The sequence below is a fragment of the Citrobacter sp. TBCS-14 genome, assembly GCF_005280805.1.
GTDB lineage: Bacteria > Pseudomonadota > Gammaproteobacteria > Enterobacterales > Enterobacteriaceae > Citrobacter > Citrobacter gillenii.
In genome coordinates this window covers 295-571 of record NZ_SZWM01000370.1, presented here as the reverse complement: position 1 = coordinate 571, position 277 = coordinate 295, and the positions used below count along the sequence as shown (strand labels likewise).

Genomic DNA, 277 nt, shown 5'->3' with positions numbered 1-277 from the left:
CAGTTTGTAGTAATTTACGCCGCGAGTGTAGACCCGGCAGTTCAAGAAATCAACAGCCTGATATTGTTCCACTGGCGCCTTGCTCAAGAGCTTCAAGAATAGAGCAGTACACGCTGCTATGTGCCTTGCCGCAGCATGCATCATTCAATCGCTGCAGAGACCGCTGCATCGTCTGAAGTTCGGCAATACGTGCTTCGACTTCTTGCAGTCTTTCCTGGACGATCCCTTTTGATTCCTGACAGGTATGGTGTTCGGGATCAACACGGATCGAAAGCAA

At 49.8% G+C, this 277-nt stretch carries 1 protein-coding gene; it reads right to left on the bottom strand.

Annotated features, from left to right (window positions below):
- Positions 1-49 precede the first annotated feature (49 nt).
- Positions 50-277, bottom strand: a 228-nt coding sequence (locus FDX22_RS31155; protein ID WP_255432938.1) for a MerR family DNA-binding protein, incomplete at its 5' end; no start/stop codon positions are given.